Below are 1,678 nucleotides of genomic sequence, written 5' to 3' on the forward strand. Positions count from 1 at the left end.
GTGCGTAACAGCTCACTGGTCTAGTGGTTCCGCGCCGACAATGTAGCGGGGCTTAAGCACACCACCGAAGACACGGCAATACCGGTTGGTGTTGGGTAGGAGAGCGTCCTGTATGGGGTGAAGCTGTGGTGTAAACCTATGGTGGACTGTATGGGAGTGAGAATGCAGACATGAGTAGCGAGAGCGGAGTGCGAATCTCCGCCGCTGGATGACTAAGGGTTCCGGGGCCACGTTCGTCGTCCCCGGGTGAGTCGGGTCCTAAGGCGAGGCCGACAGGCGTAGTCGATTGGATGAACGGGTTGATATTCCCGTACCAGTATGAGACCGACAGAACTGAGGCCATGAGTACTAACCTTCGCTAATCGTTGAGGTTCCTTTCGGGGTTCTGATGTGGTTGGTGTTGGGATTGTAGTGGTAGTAGGTTGACACAGGAGTGACACAGGAGGGTAGCCGGCTGTGGAGGTGGTTTTCCATGGTTAAGCGTGTGGCCTGTATTCTAGGTAAATCCGGAGTACATGAGGGTGAGGCGTGATGATGGGAGCGTATGCTCGAATTCGGTGATCCCATACTGTCGAGAAAAGCTTCGGTGTTAGGGCTTGTACTGCTCGTACCCTAAACCGACACTGGTGGTCAGGTAGAGAATACTAAAGCGATCGAGCGAATCCTGGTCAAGGAACTCGGCAAATTACTCCCGTGCCTTCGGTATAAGGGAGACCCCTGATGGTGAGAATATGTACTGTTGGAGCTGTTGGGGGTGGCACAGGCCAGGGGGTAGCGACTGTTTACCAAAAACACAGGAGCGTGCGAAGGCGTAAGCCGCTGTATACGCTCTGACGCCTGCCCGGTGCCGGAAGGTTAAGAGGATCCGTTAAACTTTGGTTGAAGCGGTGAATTTAAGCCCCGGTAAACGGCGGTGGTAACTATAACCATCCTAAGGTAGCGAAATTCCTTGTCGGGTAAGTTCCGACCTGCACGAATGGCGTAACGACTTCCCCACTGTCTCGACCAGGAGCTCGGCGAAATTGCAGTACGAGTAAAGATGCTCGTTAAGCGCAGAAGGACGAAAAGACCCCGGGACCTTTACTATACCTTGGTATTGGCGTTAGGCGCGGATTGTGTAGCATAGGCGGGAGACTGTGAAACTCAGGCGCTAGCTTGGGTGGAGTCGTAAGGTGAAATACCGCTCTGTTCTCGTTTGACGTCTAACCACAGCACGTTATCCGTGTTTGGGACAGTGCCTGGCGGGTAGTTTAACTGGGGCGGTTGCCTCCTAAAGAGTAACGGAGGCGCTCAAAGGTCCGCTCAGCCCGGTTGGTAATCGGGTGTTGAGTGTAATCGTACAAGCGGGCTTGACTGTGAGACTGACGGGTCGAGCAGGGACGAAAGTCGGAGATAGTGATCCGGTGCCGGCGCACGGGCGTGGCATCGCTCAACGGATAAAAGGTACCCCGGGGATAACAGGCTGATCATTCCCAAGAGTCCATATCGACGGGATGGTTTGGCACCTCGATGTCGGCTCGTCGCAGCCTGGGGCTGGAGCAGGTCCCAAGGGTTCGGCTGTTCGCCGATTAAAGCGGCACGCGAGCTGGGTTCAGAACGTCGTGGGACAGTTTGGTCTCTATCCTCTGCGCTCGTTGGAATCTTGAGGAGGCCTGCCCATAGTACGAGAGGACCTGGG

1 rRNA gene is annotated in these 1,678 nt (G+C 55.1%); it reads left to right on the forward strand.

Features of this window, described 5'->3' with window-relative positions:
• Positions 1 to 1,678 (forward strand): 23S ribosomal RNA (locus BHAP_RS11340); the annotation flags it as partial.

It is taken from the genome of Bifidobacterium hapali (assembly GCF_002259755.1).
GTDB classification, from domain to species: domain Bacteria; phylum Actinomycetota; class Actinomycetes; order Actinomycetales; family Bifidobacteriaceae; genus Bifidobacterium; species Bifidobacterium hapali.